Source organism: Mesorhizobium sp. RCAM 05104, from assembly GCF_059683645.1.
Window position 1 is genome coordinate 17,302 of the sequence record NZ_JCASJA010000002.1, and the last position, 16,116, is coordinate 33,417.

Annotated in this window: 11 protein-coding genes and 2 pseudogenes; 8 read left to right on the plus strand and 5 right to left on the minus strand. The window is 59.7% G+C overall.

Going from position 1 to position 16,116, the window contains the following annotated elements; genetic code table 11:
- Nucleotides 1–3: 3 nt before the first annotated feature.
- Nucleotides 4–3,927: an AAA family ATPase gene (locus AC56QP_RS35240; protein WP_489863832.1), complete on the minus strand. Its 3,924-nt coding sequence runs from the start codon at nt 3,925–3,927 to the stop codon at nt 4–6.
- 245 nt (nt 3,928–4,172) lie between these two features.
- Between AC56QP_RS35240 and AC56QP_RS35245 the strand changes: the two genes are divergently transcribed.
- From AC56QP_RS35245 to AC56QP_RS35260, 4 genes are all read left to right on the plus strand, one after another.
- Complete coding sequence (locus tag AC56QP_RS35245; protein ID WP_497101093.1) at nt 4,173–8,291, plus strand: GMC oxidoreductase; 4,119 nt, start codon at nt 4,173–4,175, stop codon at nt 8,289–8,291.
- Nucleotides 8,288–9,991, plus strand: coding sequence for an alkaline phosphatase D family protein (locus AC56QP_RS35250; RefSeq protein ID WP_489863829.1), 1,704 nt, complete (start codon nt 8,288–8,290; stop codon nt 9,989–9,991). The genes AC56QP_RS35245 and AC56QP_RS35250 overlap by 4 nt, the downstream gene beginning before the upstream one ends.
- An 800-nt stretch (nt 9,992–10,791) precedes the next feature.
- Nucleotides 10,792–11,010, plus strand: coding sequence for a hypothetical protein (locus tag AC56QP_RS35255; protein ID WP_489863828.1), 219 nt, complete (start codon nt 10,792–10,794; stop codon nt 11,008–11,010).
- 221 nt (nt 11,011–11,231) lie between these two features.
- Nucleotides 11,232–11,435 (plus strand): hypothetical protein, encoded by a 204-nt coding sequence (locus AC56QP_RS35260; RefSeq protein WP_497101099.1) that lies wholly within the window; start codon nt 11,232–11,234, stop codon nt 11,433–11,435.
- On the opposite strand, the gene AC56QP_RS35265 is transcribed toward AC56QP_RS35260, so the two are convergent.
- Together AC56QP_RS35265 and AC56QP_RS35270 are read right to left on the minus strand one after the other, a co-directional pair.
- The gene (locus tag AC56QP_RS35265) at nt 11,358–11,525 is read right to left on the minus strand and encodes a hypothetical protein (RefSeq protein WP_489863827.1); all 168 of its coding nucleotides are present in this window, start codon (nt 11,523–11,525) and stop codon (nt 11,358–11,360) included. The genes AC56QP_RS35260 and AC56QP_RS35265 overlap by 78 nt on opposite strands.
- A 1-nt stretch (nt 11,526) precedes the next feature.
- Nucleotides 11,527–11,751: an exopolysaccharide production repressor protein gene (locus AC56QP_RS35270; protein ID WP_489863912.1), complete on the minus strand. Its 225-nt coding sequence runs from the start codon at nt 11,749–11,751 to the stop codon at nt 11,527–11,529.
- A gap of 598 nt (nt 11,752–12,349) precedes the next feature.
- Here AC56QP_RS35270 and AC56QP_RS35275 point away from each other — a divergent pair.
- The 4 genes and pseudogenes from AC56QP_RS35275 to AC56QP_RS35290 form a co-directional block, all read left to right on the plus strand.
- Nucleotides 12,350–12,632, plus strand: a pseudogene (locus tag AC56QP_RS35275) (IS66 family transposase); the annotation flags it as partial.
- 126 nt (nt 12,633–12,758) lie between these two features.
- Nucleotides 12,759–13,316, plus strand: coding sequence for a dihydrofolate reductase family protein (locus AC56QP_RS35280; RefSeq protein ID WP_489863826.1), 558 nt, complete (start codon nt 12,759–12,761; stop codon nt 13,314–13,316).
- 713 nt (nt 13,317–14,029) lie between these two features.
- Nucleotides 14,030–14,329, plus strand: coding sequence for a hypothetical protein (locus AC56QP_RS35285; RefSeq protein ID WP_489863825.1), 300 nt, complete (start codon nt 14,030–14,032; stop codon nt 14,327–14,329).
- A 38-nt stretch (nt 14,330–14,367) separates the two neighbouring features.
- The gene (locus tag AC56QP_RS35290; protein WP_489863824.1) at nt 14,368–14,646 is read left to right on the plus strand and encodes a hypothetical protein; all 279 of its coding nucleotides are present in this window, start codon (nt 14,368–14,370) and stop codon (nt 14,644–14,646) included.
- A gap of 489 nt (nt 14,647–15,135) precedes the next feature.
- Here the strand turns inward: AC56QP_RS35290 and AC56QP_RS35295 are convergent.
- Nucleotides 15,136–15,758 (minus strand): annotated as a pseudogene (locus AC56QP_RS35295) (SOS response-associated peptidase).
- A 92-nt stretch (nt 15,759–15,850) separates the two neighbouring features.
- Entirely contained in the window at nt 15,851–16,051 is a 201-nt protein-coding gene (locus tag AC56QP_RS35300) for a hypothetical protein (protein ID WP_489863823.1), read from the minus strand.
- Nucleotides 16,052–16,116 lie beyond the last annotated feature (65 nt).

Consider the following 16,116-nt stretch of genomic DNA (forward strand, 5'->3'; position numbering starts at 1 on the left):
ATCTTAGATCTTGTCTTGCCGGCGCCTCATCTCAGCCGCAATCATCGACTCATCCCGACGTAACGAAAGGCGCTGAGCACTCGCGAGTGCTTGCCGCCAAGTTGCGACGGCGCGGTCATTGCGCCCGTCCAGCCAATGGGCCACGCCGACCCACAGTCCATATTGGGGCGTGCCGACAGGAAACACGCGGCGGTAGCGCTTGAGCTCGTGCAGCGCTTGGCGCTCCCAGTGGCGCCACTGGTCGTACTCGCGCGAGAGGCCTGCCTCCCGGCCGCGTAGAAGCACTTCGGACACACCGGCGATGCCGGGCAATGTGCTGTGTACGGTCGGTCGACGCATCTCGCGCAGCAGGCGTAGCGTCTCGACCACAGCTCGGACGCTCTCAGCATGGAGCCCAACCCGTGCAAGCGCGAGCGCCAGCGAGCCTTTGGCCGAGACCAAGTCGGCGAGATCGGCGGACCCGGCCATAGCGGACGTGGTCAGCCGGAGGATGTCGACCGCTTCACGAGGGCTATCTGTGTGAAGCACACACAATGACTTGCATCGGAGCGCCCAAATCTCTTGTTGGAGGTTTCCGCTGTTCTGTGCGCGGGACAGCAACGCTTGGGCGGTATGCTCTAGCGCACCCGATTCGCCCCGGTAGTACATCGACCAGAAGCGCATGGCCTGGGCGTTGCACCAACTCAGCTGATCCCCCGCCTTTAGACATAGCTCTTGGGACTGATTCAGACGACGATCTACCATCAGCCAATCGCAGTGCCCGATGCGCCAGAGCGCATCGAGATTACAGACGTGGGAATGGACCGCTGGATCGGCGAGCGCAATCACCGCCCGTTCCGCCCTTGCCATGAAGTAGTTGCAAGCGCGCCGCCGCCCCAGAATCCCCAGCCCGCATGCCAGTTGGGCGGACGCGACCGCCATCTCTATCGTGAGCCCGGTGCGCTCTGCATGGGTGACAGCCGCGACGGTGTGGGAGAACGCTCGCGAAAAGCGGAGCTCGAAATAGTCGACGACCGCCGCCTGGTTCAGGCAGCGAGCTAGTTCTCGCTCCCAGGAGTCCAACGCACTACCCTGAGTTGATCGTAGCGAAGGAGGGAAGATCTGTTGAAACGCGAGCCGTAGTCCACCACCGAGTAGACGTATCAAAAGGGCTGTCGAGGAGCGTGGAACCGGCACGTCCGCCAAGGTGAGGGCGCGCCTCACCGAAATGCCCTGAGCATGAAGGTCGCCGCGGCTATAGTGAGCCTCGCCTAGCTGCCTGCGCCAACGCACGGCCTGAAGTCTTTGCTCAGCGCTCCAAGGCTGCTTCGACTCGTAACTTAAGCAGATTCCCAGGAATGCCTCGACCTCTCGAAATGCGCCGACCTGCAGCGCCTTGGTTGCCGCCAGATTGGCATATGCGACTGCCTTAAAATTGTTTCCGGCGGCCTCAAAATGCTGAACGAGGGCCGCGATATCGGCCCCCGTGGCGGCCGACTGACTCGACTCGATCCAGGCGGCCAAAGCGCCATGAAGTCGCTGCCGCACTTCACTGGGAATTGAGCCATACACGACGTCTCGAATTTGATCGTGGCGGAACTCGTAGTTCCCTGGCCCAGTGCCCTGACGCACGAGGTGCGCCGCTACGAGAGATTCGACGGCTGCACCCACAGCGTCGCCATGCAGCGCGCCCTTGAGCAACGTCGTAAGGGCCTCGCCGGTAAATGAACGCCCGATCACGGCCGCAGCCTTGAGGACGTCCTGAACTGTGGTCTCCAACCGATCGACACGCTCCCGAATGACCCGTTCGACACCTTCGAAATATCGAAGGCCGTCGAGCGGGCGAATAGGACACCAGAAACCATCGCGTATGGCGATGAGCCCCTGACTCTTCAATGTCAGCGCAATCTCCTCGGCGAAGAACGGGTTACCACCGGCCAAAGCTGAAACCCGGCGCGCCAGTTCGTCATGTGGCGGCACGTCCCCCAGTGTGCGGGCAACCAGTTCGCAAATGGACCCCTCGCTGAGCTCCTCAAGATCCAGGATGCGACAGAGGCGCGCGGGGTCGTCAGCTTCCGTTCCGGATGTATTCATCCTCGGGGCCTCGGCTCGCCGCCGTAGATTCTTTAACTCCTCCGGAACTTCGTCCGAGCGTACGCACAGGATTAAAAGCAGCGACGACAGAGATGAGAGGACCCATTCGACGAGGCGCCACGATGCCGAATCCAGCCACTGACTGTCCTCCAGTACCAATGCCAACGGGCGCGGTGCCAAGGTATCCATGAGATCCCCCAGAAGGCGCATGGTGGCATCAGCGCGATTAGGTCCCTCCAGATGCCGCGTGCCGTCGTTTTGAGGAATTTCGATGCTCAGCACGTCACCGAGCAAGGGCAACCGCCCAACGAGGGACAAGTTGCCATGGACCCGGTGTGTGACGTTCTCAAGCACCGCAAATCCATCGCTGTCGGATGGTAGGCCGAGAAAGGACGCAAGCACCCGACGCCATATTAGGAGCGACGTCCTGCGGTCGTCGCGTTCGGCGCGCGCTGCCAAAACCTCGATTGCGGTTGACCGCAGTTCGTCCGTGAAAGCTCGGACCAAGGCGGTTTTGCCAATGCCCGACTCACCCAAGACAATGACCAAACGCCTGCCTCCACGGCGGATCTCATCGAATGTGCGTTTCAGCAATTCCAGCTCGCCCTGCCGACCGATCAGCGAAGTAAGGGGGTGGACTGGGATGCGCGGATCCATGGGAGAAAACACCGTGGCCATGTCCCCGAGTCCGTCTAATTGCAACGCACCGCGTTCTTCGAACCAAAACGCCGTCCGGCCCGCTCGCTCAGTTGGTGCATCGCAAAGAACGTTTGCCGATGCCGCTGTCATGAGGCGCGCCGCCCGATTCACGGGCGCGCCGATCACCATCAGCTGGCGTCGACGTGCGTTTCCAACAACACTGAAAAGCGCGTCGCCAGTAGCCACGCCCACCGACGCCGAGAGCCCCAGGCGTTGGGCCGTCAGACTGATCGCGCGAGCGGCATCGACGGCACGAGAGGGGTCGTCGCGATGAAAAGTGCCCCGCGCTCCGAACGTTGCAAAGAAAATCAGACCCTTGTCGTCAAAGAGCAACTCGCCGGCTGGTCCACCCCGCGAACGCAAGTCCTCCTGCAGGGCCGCGCACAGCAATTGATAGCGCGCAAGGGCCTGAGGCTGATCGTGGTCGAGTCCGGCAATCCGAGCAAAAAGGGCGGTGATTGGTCTGATCTCCGCGAGGGCATCCAAACGGGCCGTCGCTCGACGATTTTCTTCGGAGCGGATCGCGACGTCGCTTTCCTCAGTAACTGAGATCGAGCCGGCGTCGGACAACAGATCTCTTAGCTGCAAAGGCAGAAACCTAGCCAGCCATCCAGAAGGCGGAGCGGCCGCCGCAGATCCGCTTAATTGGGATTGAGACGGCTGCACAAGGGCCAAGTTGGCCTTGTCGGAAAGTACATATTCCCATCGGCGTGCAGCCGCTTGGGATTGAGCGGCTTGCATGACGGCATCGCCACCAGCAAAGAGAGTCCAGACCGGCTGACCGCCCAAGGCCGCCGCCCAGAGGGACCCTGCGCCCACTCCAACATGCAGTGCCGGTCCGATATCAGCTGTTCCGTTTTCTAGACGCTCACTCCGGCCGCCGCAGATTGCCTTGGCACAGGCCGTCGCCGCTCGGACCGCACTTTCAAGTCCGCCAACATCCGCCGCCCAGTAAGCCAGCAGTTCGTCACCAGCAAGGTACAAGACCTCGCCTCCACGATTGTAGACGTGCTCCACGCACAGTGCGTATGAGTGGCTTAGCAGGCTCGGGATTCTTTCAAGTCCTTCTTGCCCGCGTCGTGCCAGTTGCTCGACCAAGGCGGTGTACCTGGACACATCGACAAACATCACGGCAGCCTGGAATTCGACGGCCACGGGGCCATCCGCGCGAAGTGCGTGAATTCTACCGAGTAACTCCAGCGGCAGAAAACTCCCAAGTAGCTCGCAAGTACCCTTCATGGTTTCTTTCCCGCGGCCGCGCCTATAGTTTTAGGGAAGAGAATGGCTTCGCCGACCGCGCACTCCTTCGAGCCGATGAATATCGCCCCAATACAGTGCGTGACTTCCTGACATTACACCAAATTTCGCATATGATTGATCCCTAAATTGGGGAGGTCCCAGTGCCTGTAAACACCAAGGCAGCGCCTGAGCTGCCACGCGCGACGGCTTGGCTCTCGCGCGGACTCGAGGCATTGGTCAACGATCTGCCGCGGATCGCTGATCCGCAAAGGACACCCGCCAAGGGCGAATACGACTTTGATGTCGTCATCGTTGGCAGCGGTTATGGCGGCTCGGTTGTTGCCGCTGAACTGAGCAGCTGCAAGGATGCGCAAGGCCAGCCATTGAAAATCTGCGTGCTCGAACGCGGCAAGGAGTACTTGGCCGGAATGTTCCCTTCGCGCTTGGCCGATCTGGCCGGCCACATCCGCTTTACCACGTCCGCCGCAGAGCGCCAGCGCGGGGTGTTCGATGGTCTCTACGACATGCGCTGGAGCAATGACGCTGCAGCCCTCGTCGCCTGTGGCTTGGGCGGTGGGTCATTGATAAACGCCGGTGTGATGGAGATGCCGCTGCCGCAAGTATTCCACGAAGCGCGCTGGCCCACCAAGATACGCAGTGACACCCGGCTTGCAGAAACGGCTGAACAACTGCGCGCTTGGTTGGGAGCCCGGCCAATGGTCGCCACCAACCAGCCCTTCTTGGCCAAGACCGAGGCTTTTGGACGTTTGGCTGGTGGCAAGGCACGACCCACTCACATAACCGTCGCATCCGATTGCCACCCCAATTCCGCCGGGGTCGCGATGAGCCAATGTCGCCGCTGTGGTGATTGTGGCACTGGCTGCAACTACAATGCCAAAGAATCCCTCGACCTGAACCTGTTGCGCCTAGCTCAGCAAAGCGGAGTACGAATCGTCGCCGGCGCCACCGTCCTGCGCGTCTCGCCGGCGGACGAAGGATGGCAGTTGGACGTCAATCACACAGATGCGCATCTTCGCGATAGCCAGCGTAAGCCATTTGCTCTGCTGGCGAAGCGTGTGATCCTTGCAGCAGGCACGTTCGGCTCAACGGAAATATTGATACGCTCGCAAGTTGAGGGGACAAGGTTCTCGGATCAGTTGGGGCGGAAATTCTCCGCCAACGGCGACATGCTCGTGATTGCCCACGACTTAGCGGCACGGGTGAACGCCGTAGCCGACGAAACTCAGGATCCAGTTCCAAGCAATCCCGGCGAGCCCGGTGGTCGCGCGATCGGCCCGACAATAACGGCAATGCTCGATCTTCGAGAAGGCAATGCGGACACCGACTTGGTGATCCAAGATCTCGCGGTACCGGGACCGCTTCGCCGCCTGTTTGAGGAGAGCACCACCACATTCGATGTACTCAATCGCGTGGCCGATGGCGACTGGACGAAGCATCAGCCAAATCCTTCGCGGGCCGACGACGCTGCCGTCAATCCTGCAGCCATCGCGAACTCCTTGGTACTCGCCATGATCGGCCGCGACGACGCGGAGGGTGAACTGACGCCGGGTGGACCAATACAAGACAATGCCGACGGGATGCTCACCGTGCGCTGGCCGGAATTGCGGCTGGATCCCCGGTTGGAGAACCATCACACGCGCCTTGGAGGCCTACTTCGAGAGTCGGGATTGGGGGGGCGGCTGGTGAACAACCTGCTGTGGCGGCCCTTATCGGATAAGCTTGAATCCGTGTTCGGCCGCCAACGCGGCCCGCTGCTGACAGTACACCCGCTTGGCGGCTGCGCCATGGGCGACGACGTGCGCCAAGGCGTTACTGATCATTGCGGCCGCGTGTTCGATGCCGCCGCGGCGGGGCTCAAACGGACTCACGAAGGGCTGATCGTGCTCGATGGATCGGTCGTTCCCACTTCTCTGGGCATCAACCCGGCGTTGACCATTGCCGTTCTGGCATTGCGAGCAATCACCGAACTCAAGGAGGAATGGCAACTGAGTGGCGGCCGTTTGACCAGCGCCCCCGCCCTTCAGAACTCTCCTGGCGACGCACGGCCAGTGTACTCCACGCCACAGACAAATCCTAAGCCTACGCGGACCAGCATCGAACTGACTGAACAAGTGCGCGGCAAGGTCCCTCTAGCAATGCGAGGCAGCGGCCTGAAACCGCACATGGTCGAACTGACCCTGACCACCAGACCGGTGGTCCTAGCAGATCTGTACACGCAACAACCGCCAAAGGGGCGCTTTTTGCCGATTGCAAACGGTCGGCTGCGCATTCTCCGTGAAGGAAAGGCGTTCGACCCAGTCGCAGATCAAGCCTATGAGTGCGATATCGCTCTTGAAGCCGAGATTTCAGGGTGGCTACGCCTGTTCGATCTCGAGGAATCGCGTCCTCTCCGACGAACGCTGCGCGCTGTCTTAGCGTGGGCCGTCAATCGCGGTATCCGCGACGTTGCTTACGGCTTGGTCCGACGTGGCCAGGAATGGTTGCGTCTCGTGCCGCCTGGCGGGGGGCCATCCCATGCCAAATTGCTCGATATTCTGCACCTGTGCTCACGTGCGGGCGGGGTGCGCCTGATCGAATACGATCTGAACATCGACAAGGTTGTCGAGCCGGACGATCTCGACAAAGCCGTGAAAATCAATGAGGGCGCGAGGTTCGACAGCTCTCTGTTCGCGCAGAAGAAAATCAGAGCGGTGAAGCGGCTTACGTATGCAGGGGGCGCCAGCCCGTGGACGCAATTGCTGGAGATGTCTGTCGTGGCGTTCCCGCAAATGCGCAACAGCATCGTTCGCAAGAAACAACCGTCGCTGGAACTGAACAAGCGATACCTGGCGCGGCAGGGAGTGCCTTTGCTGCGAATAGTGGATCAGCAAGATCGCGTCGCGGCACTGGCAGATCTGGCTTCTTTCATCCTCTACGGCTTTCGCGTCGTACTGCAGATACATGCGCTGAGTTTTCGCCGCCCCGACCCGCCATCGACACGTGGACCACAACGGCTGCCCGGGGCAGTGCCGGGCCTGCCCACGCCGCAAATCGAGTGGTTGACCTTGGACGACCAGCAAAGCCCGCAGGTTCGCATTCGGCTGGCGCGCTATAACGGTAGTTCCGCCAAGACGATCGACAATGGCGTTCCGAAACGCCCCGTATTGCTGATCCATGGCTACAGTGCGAGCGGTACCACATTTGCTCATGTTGCCGTACCCGGCAACCTCGCTCAAACGCTCTGTGATGCCGGGCGTGATGTCTGGGTGCTCGATATGCGCTCGAGTTCGGGCTTGATTACGGCCACCGGCAGTTGGCCATTTGAGGCGATGGCAGAGCAGGACATTCCGGTCGCCGTCCAACACGTGCTGGGTGTCACAGGGCAGGAAAAGCTCGATGTCGTCTGCCATTGCATGGGCGCGGCAATGTTCAGCATGGCAGTGCTTGGCGAGCACGATCGAAGGAATTTGCACAACAAGATCGGGCGCGTGGTTTTCTCACAGGTCGGACCGGCAATGCTGTTGAGTCCGGCAAATGTGCTAGCTGCGTATATAATGCGATATGTTCGTCATTTCCTTCAACTTGAGGGCTATGTGTTCAGTGAGCATGGCGATATCTCGCTCGCCGGTCAATTGCTCGACAGAGCGCTTTCGGCAATGCGGGTGCCGCCTGACGAGTATCGGCGCGAGAATCCGCTCTGGCCCCCCGGCAAGGCGACGCCCTGGGTCGGCACAAGACATCGGATGGACGCGCTCTATGCACGCACCTTCTCGCTCAACAACCTCTCTGACCTCGTGCTGGACAACATCGATGACTTCTTCGGCCCGCTCAGCGTCGAGACAGTGTCGCAGGTCATTCATTTCGCTGGCTTCAATACCGTAACTGATCAGGCCGGCATAAACCGCTATGTGTTGCCAAGCCGAGTGAGGGATCGACTGAGGTTCCCCATGATGTCGATCCATGGAGCGGAAAACGGTTTAGTCGACCCTTCAACCCTGAGACTAATGCGGAACATGCTCAGAAGTGCCGGCGTGCCGCACTTGAACACATCTCTAAAAGCGGTCGAGGAGGTACAATCGGATGAAGAAATCAGACAGCTTATAGACCAAAGCCGCCTGCTCCTGGCTCTCGGGCAGCCCTCTTACTTGACGTGGTGCATCGGAGGCCACGGCCATCAGGATTGCCTGATCGGCAAAGACGCCTCATCGATCTGCGGCGTTATAGCGAAATACCTCGGAATGCCGGATATCCAAAGCCCATCCATGGAGGACAAACCATGACGCGTGCTCTCCCCTCCGAAGCCAGGGCGCCCGCCTTTGGGGTGCGCGCAGAGGTCCAGGGAGGCAAGATCCTGGTGCAAGCAGCCGATAGTGGAGGGCGTGGCTTCCCTCATGCAGCCTTCATCGTTCCCGTTCACGTAAAAGGCGACCGGCTGCACATGATCGATGCGCCGGCTACGGGCTCCGGCAACGAGAAAGGACAGAGAGGCGATAGCCTCTATGATAGCCTCCCCAGTTACTATATTAAGCAAACCGCATCTCCCTATGTATTTGAAGTTCCGCTCCACGAGTGGCCTGAAGCGCAGCAGGTTCTGGTCTTGCTGCTATACGTTCAGGCGCAGGGTATTGGCGGCTTAGCTCGGTTACCGAAACTGCCAGATGCGGCGGGATCACCACCTGAAATCCCCGACATAGGTTCGCATTCCGAGAACGCCGTGAAGGAGGCCGCCGAAGCTATTCGGTATGCGCTCGCGGCTGACACCCTGGACGACTTGCGAGGTGGCCTGATCGTCCGCGGGCCTGGAAAATCACACAGAAGCTATAGACGCAAGAGCGGTGACCGTAAGGTATCGAATGTTTCCTTCGCTCTCGCCAGTTGCCAATACCCTAGTGATTTCCTCGACCACATGCCCGACAGCCAGCGTGCTACACGAGGGCCTGCAGATGCGTCTTTGCTCGCACTCGGCGATCTCCTAGGCAAACGCGGCGCCCCCACGTTGCTGCTGCTGGCAGGCGATCAAGTGTATATCGACGCTACCGCGGGTCTTTTCGACCCTAAAGTGGTCAACGACCGATTCCGAATGCCCTACGAACGTCGGGGCCAGAGCCGCGGCGTGAAGGCGGTGATGCAGCGCTTGGATCTGGTGGTTGAAATGATGCTCGACGACCACGAGATCCGCGACAATTGGGCCAATGACCCCGACCCGACGATGCGCAAGAAAGATACCGTCATCAAGCTTGGGAAGCGGGCTTACTTCAGATACGAACGCGGCAAGACCGGGGTGCTGGAAAGGCGCGTGCCGTCACACATCTGGCGAGACGATTTCACGCACAAGGGTGTGCCCTTCTTTCTTTGCGACACGCGCACGGAGCGCGAAGGGCGGACGGTGTTGAACTGGTGCAAAGCGCGGATTATGGGTCCAACGCAATTCGCGAAACTTTGCGAATGGCTGACCAAGCCTGAACACGCCGAACTGCCCAAGTTTGTTCTCACACCCTCGGCTGTGCTGCCGCGCCGGCGTGAGGTGGCCGAGGACCCCACCTGTGCCTTGCGTTCGGACGCATGGGACGGATACCCACTCTCCATGCACGCGCTGCTCCGATTTGTGTGTGACAAGGAACTCAAGCGATTGGTATTCCTGTCGGGTGACGAGCACTTGAGCAGCCTGGTCACTGCCCGTATAACAAACAGAAAAACTGGCAAGCAGTGCATCCTGCATTCTATCCACAGTTCGGCGCTGTACGCGCCTTACCCGTTTGCGAACGGAGTTCCTGACAATTTCCAAGCCAACGAGGCTTTTCAGTTTCCTGATCCCGTCAGCGGGCCTTATTGTTGCGAGGTACAGACAAGTTTCGCCCCTGGCGACGGTTTCGCGCTCGTAGCGACGCGCCGTCGCCGATCGCGTTGGCGGCTACATGTCGAGTTCCACCACAGCGGGGGTCTGAAGGAGAACGGAACCTTCACACGCGAGTTGGGCTAATAGCTGCATGGTGATGTTGCAGATTGAAGCTTCTGTGTACCAAGCACCGGCGCGCACATGCCGGCTATCGAACCACGGTGAGGGTCGTCGCTGGTGCTTCGGGAAGCGGTGGAGTTACGCCAGAACTACGCGAGATTGAGCAGAGGCAATCCATGCTCGGCCGCCTCAGTCCGGCTTTTCGGCCCAAACACGGAAAGCCTGCCGATAGGGCGCCGCAGATACATTAGCAATATCTTGTGAACTCCATCACATACAAATTTCCTGCTTAGCGTAGCATCAGTGGGAGAACAGGCAATCCAGCCTCTCTAACGGACAGATCTTATGGTGGTAGTAAAGATCATGGTCTAACGAGGATATTGGTTACATTTTAAAGCACATGAGTTTTAGAAGGTAAACCGATTTCGTTCTCGTCACAAATTTTTGTGATGCGTAGAATATATGGTAAGGAGATAAAAATGTACAAGATAATGATGGCTACATCTGCACTTTTCATCATGACGGCACCTTCGTTGGCGATTGACTCAACGTTCGTCCACAGCCTTCGCGCCGACAACGGTGACTTCGAGGCCCCAAATGCGTTCGACAGTGGTCATTCTTTCGTTCCAAAAGCTTTGGTGGATCCTGCCCAGACGGGGTCCAGCGGGAACATTAGTGCCATTTCGACCTCCAAGTGCGTCGGGGTCAGCCCAAGAGAGTACGACCCTGTCAGCCCCGACTGTCGGAACTGAGTGTCTGAACTAAGTCCAGATAGGGCGGTGGTTAGTGCCACCGCCCTACTCGAGACTAATGGGAGGCAAGCGGTGCCTTATCCCCTGAGCTATAAGCGCGATTATCTTGAGAGCTACGGCGGCCTTCTGGGAACCCGAATTGAAGTATTTGAGGGCCAAGACCAATGGTTCGTGGGGGTAGTGGAGGACGACGAAGAACGCACCTACTCATTCACGCTGGAAACCTTCGCCCTGGCGTTTGCGGAGCGCCAGAGGATGCGACTAAAGCTTCCTGCGATCGTGAGGCTATAGCGCAACCCGCAACAAATCCTATCGTTCGAGGCGACGGCTAAGAGCGCAGTCTTACGATTCTTATCTGCCAGCTCGTGGTCGCGATGCGAATGACACCTCGTCCTGTTGCGCTGTAATAGCGCTCTAGTCAGCGCAGAAACCCAAGATATGCGGCGTCGGAAACAGGGATCGGAACAGTCGGCGTCGACAAGTTTGGCGGGGCGAATATTGAGAAAGTTGAGATAACGGTCGGTGAGGAAACCGCATCTGCAAAAGCAGTCGTGACCATGGCGTGTCGGTCTTCGGATAATGTGGTCTTCAAAGGGGACGCTTCTGCGACAGTCGATCTTGACGCCGAGATGAACCTTTCAACCTGCGAGATGAACCACCTGGAAGTCCAGATCGTCATAGCTCCCGCGATGGCGCCGTTGGCCCCCGCTGGCTAAATTCGGCCAAGTCCGTATCGCAGTCAGGATCATCCGCCAGTGCGGCTTGTCGAAGGCGCTGACAATGGTCGTGGTCGGCTTGTCGGTCATTTTATCGGCCGCCCTGTGAAACACCGGTGTCTCGACGAATGGGCTGAACAGGTTCCGGTTTTTCTTCGGTTCTCTTCGTAGCGGACCTATAGAAAAGCACGAACGCGAACAGCAGATATCCAACCTGCAATATGATCAAAGTTAGGAAAGTCCAGGCCAGCGCCCTCCAGAACGAACCCGTTGCAAGGTAAGTCCAGATCGCCACTACGGCCGAAGTGGTGAACATCCCCACTAGGAATTGCGGAAAAAACACGGTTGTTGCCCGGCCCCCGTTGACGATGGCCGCCGCTCAATTTGCGAAGCGGCGGGGCCCCTCGTTTGCCCCGATTGCCGGGTGAGAGATGCCCCGGCATTGCTGAACAGTGCAATAGCGATGCCAGCCACCACGACCCATTATGGGACACCTCTGCAAAGCGGTGTCTATCGTCCGTCAGTGCGGCTTGTCGAAGACGACGACGATGTAGCTTGTGGTTGACTGTCGCTCATCGCGCCCCTTGCCAGGTAAAAGCCCGCGCCTCTGGCGGAGAGCGCGGGCCGATCAGGGTTGCCCCCGATCTTCAGCAGGCGATGGAGGGCACCGCCTGCCGCCACGCGCAAACTTTCAGAGACGGCTAATGTTCCGTCAATCCCGGTTTTGCCGTCGGTCAAAGGTCGGCTTCCAGTCGCGATTTCGGTCCCTCTGCTGGCTTTCGTAGTCGGGAATTACGGTAAAGAACACCGCCTCCCCAGCCGTCGAGCGCATCGCCGATGGCTGGCCAAACAGCAATATCGGCGCCCTCATGCCCTGGAATTACCAGAGCTGAACGGCCTCAGCTGCCCGCTTGCGCTTCCTCGACGATGGGCGCATCTGCCTGAGCAACAACGCCGCCGAGCGCGCGCTGCGGGGCGTGGCCTTGGGTCGCAAGTCCTGGCTGTTCTGCGGTTCGGATCGCGGCGGCCAGCGCGCGGCGAGCCTCTACAGCCTGTCGTCAACCGCAAAGCTCGATGACGTCGATCCTGAGGCTTGGGCTGACGTCCTGGCCCGTATCGCTGAGCACCCCCCAGCAAATCGATGAGCTGCTGCCGTGGAACTGGCGGTCGGGCGCCGAGTCAGCGCAGGCTGCTTAGCGCTCTACGGTAACGTCCGCAAGTCGGCACGTGCCTTACTTCGTGTGCCGACCCATTGCGGAAGTTCAACAGTAACCGCGAGCAATCGGCCTTCATCTTCTCCATTGTATGGCTTAGACTCGCCGCATGGGACTATTGACCTTCAGCATCAACGTCACCCTGGACGGCTGCGTCGACCACCAGGAGGGAATTGCCGACGACGAGACGCACGCCGTCTTCACCCGCCTTATGGATGAGAGCGGAGCAATGCTGTGGGGTCGCGTCACCTACGAGATGATGGAGAGTTACAGGCCGACAGTCGCCCGCGGCGATGAGGAGGCGCCGCCAGCGATACGCGAGTGGGCGGTCAAGCTGGAGGCCAAGCCGAAGTACGTAGTTTCATCGACGCGAAAGGCCTTCCCGTGGACCAACAGCCACCACATCGACGGCGACCTGCGCACGGGCGTGCAGAGGCTCAAGGACGCGACCCCGGCCGGCGTGCTCCTCGGTAGCGGTAAGCTCGCGACCGAGCTGGACCGGCTGGACCTAGTCGACGAGTACAAGCTCCTCGTGCACCCCAGGATCGCGGGCCACGGCCCGACCCTCTACCAGAGCGGGCTGCCCAGCACGCGACGGCTCGAGCTGATCTCGGCCAAGCCGCTTCGCAGCGGCGCGGTCGCCATGCATTACCGGCGCGCCCGCTGACCTAGCGCAGCCTCTTCGCGCCCAACTCGCGAGCCTGGGGGTCATAGGAAGCCTTCTCGCCGCGCAGCACGGCATACCCGCTGCTTCGCCATGGGAGCTCGGGTGATCAGGCCTAGGCCTTGTGGGCAATGGCGGCCTCCCACCCCGCCTGGAACTTCGTCCTGTCCGCTAACGGGACATAGGCGCCGCGGTGCTCACCGGATGGGTACCCCCAACGAAACCGCAGATCGGTTTTTCTTACACTCCGTGGCAGCGGGATCAGCAGGATGACGTCAGCCTATAGCAGCGCGGCCGCATGGATCGAGCGAGCGGGTGGCCTCGACCAAAGCGGCAGCTGCCCGTTCAACCCGATCTGCCGCATGGTCGACCTGGTCGGGCTTCTTCGCCAGCCTGTCGTGCAGCGTCGAAGGCCGTGCCGCGTGGTAGACGGCGCTTCGCTTTCGGCCGTCCAAGGTAGAGCCGCTGCTTCATAACCGGGCCGCTCGGGTTCCTCATCGGTCTGGTCGTGGGGCTCATATTATCGCTTCGGTCAAGTCGGTACCGCCCCTTTCGTCCAAGCATGCCCTTGAGGCGGCAACGCTTGCGCGCGGCCACTCAGACACAATCCAGAAACACGCCAGAAAAACTCCAGAAATCAATCGAGCGCATAATTGACTGGAGGGTCAGTTCATCGGCTGCAGCACTGCAGCACTTGCTCGGGTTTGCGACAAGCGATGCAAAGGATCTCGATCAGCTTGATGGGTGCGTTGCTCGGCATTTCGCTCGTCACGGCCGTGGTTGGGGTATCCGATGCAAAGGTGGCGATCACCAGGGCGGAGCGTTGCAGCAATCTCAGCCGCCAAGTTGACGAAGCCCTCGAAACCCACGCCACGGCAACGCAGGTCACCGCGGCAAAAGCACTTCAGAAAAAGGGAAACCGGTTCTGCGCCAACAAGAAGCAGGCACAGGGAATTCGGATGCTAGCAAACGCTCTGAAGCTACTTGGAGTTACACCGATCGACCCAGATCAGTGACACTCAAATTCCGACCCGCATAAGAAGGAAATGACGCCATGAAAAAGTCCCTTCTCTCCGCACTCAGTCTTGCGTTCGCGCTCGCCGTCTCAATGCCGGTTCTCAGCGCCACCACTGCCGACGCCGCCACGAAGCAGGCGCCCGCAGCGGCGACCACAACTGCATCCGCGCCGGGGTCGGATGCCATGACGAAGAAACATGTCAAAAAGCACAAAAAGCACGTCACCAAGGCCTGCAAGGTGACCAAGAAGCACAAGTGCCCGGTGAAGCACAAGAAGCACACCGCGAAGAAGGCCGCCCACAAGAAGGCCTACTAAGCTCTGCTGTGTTATGAGGAGGCCGCCCCATCTGCATTCACTCGGACGGCCTTTTTTCTTGTGACTCGCTTGGTGGGTCAGCATGGCGCCAATGCGGCTTGTCGAAGACGCTGACGATGTAGGTTGTGCCGGGCCCGTGTTCCACCTTTTGGTGCTTCATCGTCCCTATTGATAAGTCGCCTATCTATTAGCTTAGGTGTATGTTTGGCCAGCCGGACGGGCCCCCGTCTAGAAGGCTCGCTGGTCAGGCCCAGGGGCCTTGCGCTGCCAGTACCCCCCTAGCAACCAAGCCGCTGGGCCGTTGCCTAAGTCTCTCGATTGGCGCGTTCAGTTCGCTTTGCTTCTTGGCGGGCAGGCGGTTTACCATCCACGCGGTCGAGAAATGTCTGGAGCGCTTGGATCATCATGCTGGCGCTTTCGACCCGTCCGCCTCCAGCCGCGAGTGTGCCCCCTCTGCTGCCCTTCGTAGTCAGGAATGACCGTGAAGGATCAGACGTCGAACAGGTCGGTTGGCCCGAGGCCGATCTCGTCGATGATGTCGGGCGTGTTATTGGCAGGTTTCCTCACCTTGCTGTCGATCGGCCACATCTTCATCAACTCGGATGGATAGGGCATGGATGGTGGCGATCAGCTCGTTCGGCTCGCAGGTTACGATGGCGAATGTGCCCACAAGTTCACCTGTCGCCTTATTGGCATACTCTTCCCATATGCCGGCCATGGCGAAAGGCTCGGCAGACTTCATGGCGATTGCATAAGGCTGTTTCTTCTTGCCCGATGGTTGAGCTTCTGCCATTCGAAATAGCCGTCGACCGGCACCAGGCAGCGTGAGGCGTAGGCCTTGCGGAACAGGCCATTGGAGGCGATGGTCTCGCAGCGCGCGTTCACCGGTGGCGGCCGGCCGCCGCCCTCCCGAGCCCAGCCGGGAACGGCCCCACTTGGCCGACAGGAACCCGGCCTTGCTCTTCACAAACGATGATCGGGTACATGAGACTTGGCGCGCCGTTCCAGATCGGAAAGCCATTTCCCATGCGCTCGATGTCGCCGGGATGGGCGGATTCGAAGCGCCGCACCATGTCGAGGATGGGCGATTTTACAAAGGCGCATCCGCACATATCGCACCCGGCATTTTGACGTTGGGAAGGCCAAAATGGGAACAGACTAGGAACATGTCAAGGCGTGTACGGGTGCTGGGTCAGTCGAGGTGCTACTTCCGCACTATCCAAACCAGCAATTCGGGGTCCACCCCGGGAACGCCGGTAAATTCTCGGATCATCTGTTCCGCGCTACTCCGCCAGCGGTCCTCGGGGATATTCTCTTCGAGCACCCACGTTCTGAAGGTATTGCGAATGACATCGCAATCGAAGGCGGAAATATGATCGGCATCGAGCAAATCAGCTTGGGCCATAGGAACCTCCGGCGTATGTTGGGCGGGAGCACCTGAGTTGACTTCCAAGCGCCCGTTTGCCGTTA